Annotated in this window: 4 protein-coding genes; 1 reads left to right on the top strand and 3 read right to left on the bottom strand. The window is 74.3% G+C overall.

The window, feature by feature from the left end; translation table 11 throughout:
* From ADK60_RS19250 to ADK60_RS19240, 3 genes are all read right to left on the bottom strand, one after another.
* Nucleotides 1-776: MGDG synthase family glycosyltransferase (locus tag ADK60_RS19250; protein WP_053647564.1), on the bottom strand; the 776-nt coding region annotated here is incomplete at its 3' end.
* A 14-nt stretch (nucleotides 777-790) separates the two neighbouring features.
* Nucleotides 791-1,759: an NAD-dependent epimerase/dehydratase family protein gene (locus ADK60_RS19245; RefSeq protein ID WP_045942233.1), complete on the bottom strand. Its 969-nt coding sequence runs from the start codon at nucleotides 1,757-1,759 to the stop codon at nucleotides 791-793.
* 118 nt (nucleotides 1,760-1,877) lie between these two features.
* Nucleotides 1,878-3,002: a DegT/DnrJ/EryC1/StrS family aminotransferase gene (locus ADK60_RS19240; protein ID WP_053647561.1), complete on the bottom strand. Its 1,125-nt coding sequence runs from the start codon at nucleotides 3,000-3,002 to the stop codon at nucleotides 1,878-1,880.
* A 516-nt stretch (nucleotides 3,003-3,518) separates the two neighbouring features.
* Here ADK60_RS19240 and ADK60_RS19235 point away from each other — a divergent pair.
* Nucleotides 3,519-5,737 (top strand): MMPL family transporter (locus tag ADK60_RS19235; protein ID WP_053647559.1); only part of this gene is annotated, 2,219 nt, incomplete at its 3' end.

Genomic DNA, 5,737 nt, shown 5'->3' with positions numbered 1-5,737 from the left:
GTCCAGCCGAAGGGGTGGAGGCGGGGGCGGTGGGTGGCGGCGCGCCGCAGACGGCGTTCGAGTTCGGCGTTGCTGCCGGCGACGGCGAGGACGTGCGGTCCGGCGTCGGCCAGTTCGGCGGCGGTGCGGGCCAGCGGGCCGAGGCCCCAGGCGCCGGACATCAGCAGGACGCAGCGCGCGTCCGGCGGCAGGCCCAGCCGCTCCCGGGCCTCGGCGCGCGAGGGCGGGCGGTAGAACGGTGCGCGCAGCGGTGCGGGCAGCACGGCCACCGGCGCGTCCGGGCGGTAGCGGCGGACACCGCAGGCCGCGACCTCGGAGGTGACCAGGAACAGGTCGGTGCCGTCCTGCACCCAGAGCCGGTGCGGGGTGACGTCGGTGCAGAGCACCAGGTGGCGGAAGGCGGGCGGGTCGCCGCGCAGGTGGTTGACGGCGGAGGTGGCGGTGGCGAACACCGAGACCACGAGTTCCGGGCGCTGCTCCGCGAGCAGCGCCCGGACGGCGGGCACCAGCCGCCGCCGGGCCGCCGCGTCGGCGAGCAGGGCGATCCGGGCGCCGGGGCGCAGGGCGGAGAAGTGGAACGCGTCGTAGACGCCGGGCAGGTCGAGCAGCCGCCGGAACACCGCCTCCCCGGCGTTGCCCGCGCGCTGCCCGAGCAGGGCCATCGCGTCGACGGTGCTGGTGGTCCAGCCGCGCGCCTCCAGGGAGTCGGCGCAGGCCCGGGCCATCACGTCGTGGCCCTGGCCGAGCGAGCCGGAGACCAGCAGGGCGTGCGGCACGGTCCGGCCCCGGTTCAGGCGCCCCGGCGGGGGCCGGACGCGGGGCCGGTCGCCGGGGCGGCCTCGGAGCGGTACCAGTCGGCGTACCGCCGCACGCCGTCGGCGAAGTTGGTGCGCGGCGACCAGCCGAGCAGCCGCTTGGCCTGCGCGGCCGAGATCCGGCGCCCGGCGTAGTCGGCGGTGCGGGCCTCGATGTGCTCGATGCTGACCGGTCCGAGCAGCCGGTCGACGGTGTCGGCGATGTCGCGGACCGAGACGGCGGTGGAGCCCTCCAGGGCGAAGGTCTGGTCCTCGGCGGCGGGGGAGAGGGCGCGGACGTGCGCGTCGGCGAGGTCCTCGACGTAGACGAAGTTGCGGCTCTGCCGCCCGTCGCCCGCGATGGTGATCGGCCGTCCGTCGAGCGCGGCCTGCACGAACCGGGCGACCACCAGCTCGTCGCGCATCCGCGGCCCGTACGGGATGCCGTACCGGAGGATGGTGAAGTGCCGTCCGTACAGCTGGCGGTAGCTGTGCACGAGCATCTCGGCGGCCAGTTTGGTAGCGACGTAGAGGTGCCCGCTGTGGTCCAGCTCGATCGGCACGTGCTCGTCGAGCTCCTGCTCCTCGTCCTCCATCCCGGCCTCGCCCAGGGCGGCCCCGTACACCCAGACGGTACTGGCCAGGACGGTCCGGCTGAGGTCGTTGCGGCGGGCGGCCTCCAGGACGGCCTCGGTCCCGTCGATGTTGGCCCGCACGGCGCCGACCGGGTCGGCGGCGACCCGTTCGACGTCGGCCTGCGCGGCCAGGTGGAAGACCACCTCGCAGCCGTCCAGGGCGGCGGTGAGGGCGGGCAGGTCGAGGATGTCGATCCGCGCGTGGTCGGCGTCGGGGTTGAGGTACTTGTCGGTGGAGTCCACCGCGAGCACCTCGTGCCCGGCGGCGAGCAGCCGGTCGACGACGTGTGAGCCGATGAAGCCGCATCCTCCGGTGACCGCTATCCGCACTGTTCTCTCCTGTCTTGTCTCGACCTTGTCCCGACTGACTGCTCCCGACGGTTCTCGCGACCGGCGGGGTCCGTCGGCCCGTGATCCGTCGGCCCGTGATCCGTCGGCCCGGGGTCCGTCAGCCCGTGAAGCGGCGATGGACGGCGGACACCGCCTCGATCACCAGCTCGGTCTCGTCCTCGGTCATGTCGGAGTGCACCGGCAGGCAGATCTGCCGGGCGCAGACGTCCTCGGCGACCGGCAGCGCCGCCCGCCGGTACGGGGCGAGCACCGGCTGCAGGTGCAGCGGCAGGTCGTAGACCTCGCCGGAGAGCCGGACGTCGTACTCCTCGGCGACGGCCCGCTTGAAGGCCGCGCGGTCGGCGCCGGGCGGCAGCAGGGCGACGTACTTGTAGTAGTTGCCGCGGGAGCCGGCCGGTTCGAGGACGGGCGTCAGGCCGTCCAGCGCGCCGAGCGCGGCGTCGTAGCGCTGGGCGACCCGGCGCCTGGTCTCCACGAACTCCTTGAGCCGGCGCAGGTGGACGGTGCCGATGGCGGCGTTGGGCTCGCTCATCCGCCAGGACGCGCCGAGCCGCACGTGGTGGTTGGTGGTGAACGAGCCCTTGCCCTGGTCGCGGTGGATCCGGGCCTCGTCGCGCAGTTCGGCGGACCCGGTGAGGATCATGCCGCCCTCGCCGCTGGTGGTGACCTTGGTCGGGTAGAAGGAGAAGGCTCCGGCCGTTCCGAAGGTGCCGGCGGCGCGCCCGAGGTAGCTGCTGCCGTGGGCGTGCGCGGCGTCCTCGACCAGCGGGACGCCCCGGGCGTCGCAGATCGCGCGCAGGGCGTCGACCTCGGGGGTGATCAGTCCGCCGATGTGGACCAGCACCACGGCGGCGGTGTCCGGCGTGAGCGCGGCCTCCAGGGTGTCCGGGCCGAGCGCGAGGGTGTCCGGGTCGACGTCGGCGAAGACCGGCCGGCCGCCCGCGTGCAGGATCGCGCCGGCCGTCGCGTAGAAGGTGACGGCCGGGACGACCACGTCGCGGCCACGGACGTCGAGGCCGCGCAGGACGATCTCCAGCGCCGCGGTGCCGCTGGCGACGGCGACCGCGTGGGTCGCGCCGTGCTCGGCGGCGAAGGACTGCTCGAACCGTTCGGTCCAGGGGCCGAGGGTGAGCGCGCCGGTGGCGAGCATCTCGCTCACGGCCTCCGCGACGGCCGCGCGGTCGTTCTCGTCGAACACGATGCGAGCGGCGGGAACGCCCATGGGCCACCTCCGGCAGCGGGTCGAGCTGCGGACGGGCGGTGTTCCGGGGGCCTGCGGGCTTCCGGTCACCGATGACGGACAGGTCTGGACGAACCGGAGCGAAACATCCGGTCCAGGCACATCACGCTACTTCGCCGGTCGGGGCGCGGCCCGTCCGTACCTCCGCCCGGGTGACCCGGCCGACCCTCGCACCCCGACTCCGGCGCCCCGCCCCCTCGGCCGCAGGTCGGAGCCGGACGGCCGCCGCCGCGCTCCGGGCACTACGCCGTCCGGGTCGTCCTGCTGCGTCCGCAGTAGTCCGGAATGCCTGCGCAGGGCCGACGCCGACGAGACGCCCGCCGACGCAGGATGGCCATGCTCCGGGAGCCCCTGGCCGCGACGGCCGGGCAGCGCTCCCGGCCACCGATCCCGCCCGACGCCTGCCGTCCGCTCTCCGCCGTCCGCTCTCCGCCGTCCGCCCTCCGACGCCCGCCGTCGGACATCAGACATCCGACACCCGAAGGAGTCCGCTCTCCCGTGGCCACTTTCCTGTACCGCCTGGGCCGATGGTCCTTCCTCAGGCGCCGGCTGGTGACCCTGCTCTGGGTCGCCCTGCTGGCCGCCGTGGGGGTGCTGGCCGCCAAGGCGCCCGCCGCCCCCGACGACGGCTTCGCCATGCCAGGCACCGAGGCGCAGAAGGCCTTCGACCTCATGGACGAGCGCTTCCCCGGCGCGATGTCCGACGGTGCCTCGGCCCGGATCGTCTTCGTCGCGCCGTCCGGCCAGAAGATCACCGCCGCCGCCAACCAGCAGACGGTCGAGAAGGCGGTCGCCGAGCTCGCCCACGGCGAGCAGGTCGTCGGAGCCGCCGGACCGTTCAAGACCGGCGCCGTCTCCCAGGACGGCACCACCGCCTACGCGACGATCAGCTACGACGCCAAGCCCGGCAAGGTCTCCACCGGGGCCACCGAAGCCCTGGAGCAGGCCGCCCAGCACGCGCGGGACGCCGGCCTCACCGTGGACATCGGCGGCACGGCCCTGATGGCCGCCGGCGAGGCGGGCGGTTCCGCCGAGGCGATCGGCATGGCGATATCGGCCGTCGTCCTGGTGATCACTTTCGGCTCGCTGCTGGCCGCCGGACTCCCGCTGCTCACCGCGGTGATCGGCGTCGGCCTCGGCATCGCGCTGATCACCGGGCTCGGGAGCGTGCTCGGCCTGTCCAGCACCACCAGCACCCTGGCGATGATGCTCGGCCTCGCGGTCGGCATCGACTACGCGGTCTTCATCGTCTCCCGCTACCGCGCCGAGCTGCTCGACGGGTACGCGCCCAAGGAGGCCGCAGGACGGGCCGTCGGCACGGCCGGATCGGCCGTGGTGTTCGCCGGGCTCACCGTGATCATCGCGCTGGCCGGGCTCTCCGTGGTGGGCATCCCGCTGCTCGCCAAGATGGGCCTCGCGGCGGCCGGCACCGTGGTGATCGCCGTCCTGGTGGCGCTCACCCTGGTCCCCGCGCTGCTCGGCTTCATCGGTCAGCGGGTGCTGCCGCGCAAGCTCCGCAAGCGGGGGCGGGCCGCCGCGGCGGGCGCCGGTGCCCGCCCCAACGGCGGTACCCGCTGGGCCCGGTTCGTGCTGCGCCGCCCGGTCGCCGTCCTGGTCGGCGGTGTGATCGGGCTCGGCGTGCTCGCCCTGCCCGCCCTCGACCTGCGGCTCGGCCTGCCGGGCGACGAGGCGAAGCCCACCTCCACCACCCAGCGCCGCGCCTACGACCACCTCTCCGAGGGCTTCGGCCCCGGCTTCAACGGTCCGCTGACCCTGCTGGTCGACGCCAAGGGCGTGCCCGACCCGAAGGCCGCCGCCCAGCAGGTCGGCGACGCCGTGAAGGGCCTGCCCGGCGTGGTGGCCGTCACCCCGGCGGCCTTCAACCAGGCCGGGGACACCGCCCTCGTCACCGCCATGCCGGCCACCGGACCCAGTGAGGCCGCGACCACCGACCTGGTCCACGCCATCCGCGACAAGGCACCGGGCCTCAAGTCCGCCACCGGTGCGACCGTCCTGGTCAGCGGTCCGACGGCGATGAACATCGACGTGTCGCAGAAGCTCAACGACGCGCTGCTGCCCTACCTGGCGGTGGTCGTCGGCCTCGCCGTGGTGCTGCTGCTGGTGGTCTTCCGCTCGGTGCTCGTCCCGCTCAAGGCCGCTGCCGGATTCCTGCTCTCGGTGGCCGCCGCGCTCGGCGCCGTCGTCGCGGTCTTCCAGTGGGGCTGGCTGGCCGAGCTGATCGGTATCGAGCAGACCGGCCCGGTGATGAGCATGATGCCGATCTTCATGATCGGCGTGGTGTTCGGCCTGGCCATGGACTACGAGGTGTTCCTGGTCACCCGGATCCGCGAGGCGTATGTGCACGGCGAGGAGCCCGGCGAGGCCGTGGTCACCGGCTTCCGGTACAACGCCCGGGTGGTCACGGCCGCCGCGCTCATCATGATCAGCGTCTTCGCCGGCTTCATCGGCATGAACGAGCCGATGATCAAGATGATGGGCTTCGGCCTGGCCGCCGCCGTCGCCTTCGACGCCTTCGTGGTCCGGATGGCGATCGTCCCGGCCGCCCTCGCCCTGCTCGGCCGCCGCGCCTGGTGGCTGCCGCGCCCGCTGGAGCGGATCGTCCCCGACGTCGACGTCGAGGGCGCCAAGCTCCGGACCGAGCCCCCGCTCCCCGACGCCCCCGCCGACGGGACCGGCACCGAACCGGCCCGCCACTC

It is taken from the genome of Streptomyces sp. XY431, from assembly GCF_001279805.1.
Lineage (GTDB): Bacteria > Actinomycetota > Actinomycetes > Streptomycetales > Streptomycetaceae > Kitasatospora > Kitasatospora purpeofusca.
This window is presented reverse-complemented; position numbering and strand designations above follow the sequence as displayed.

Bases quoted from the DNA above. Each gene is read 5' to 3' on its own strand.
- ADK60_RS19240 (WP_053647561.1), bottom strand. From the start codon at position 3,002: ATGGGCGTTCCCGCCGCTCGCATCGTGTTCGACGAGAACGACCGCGCG.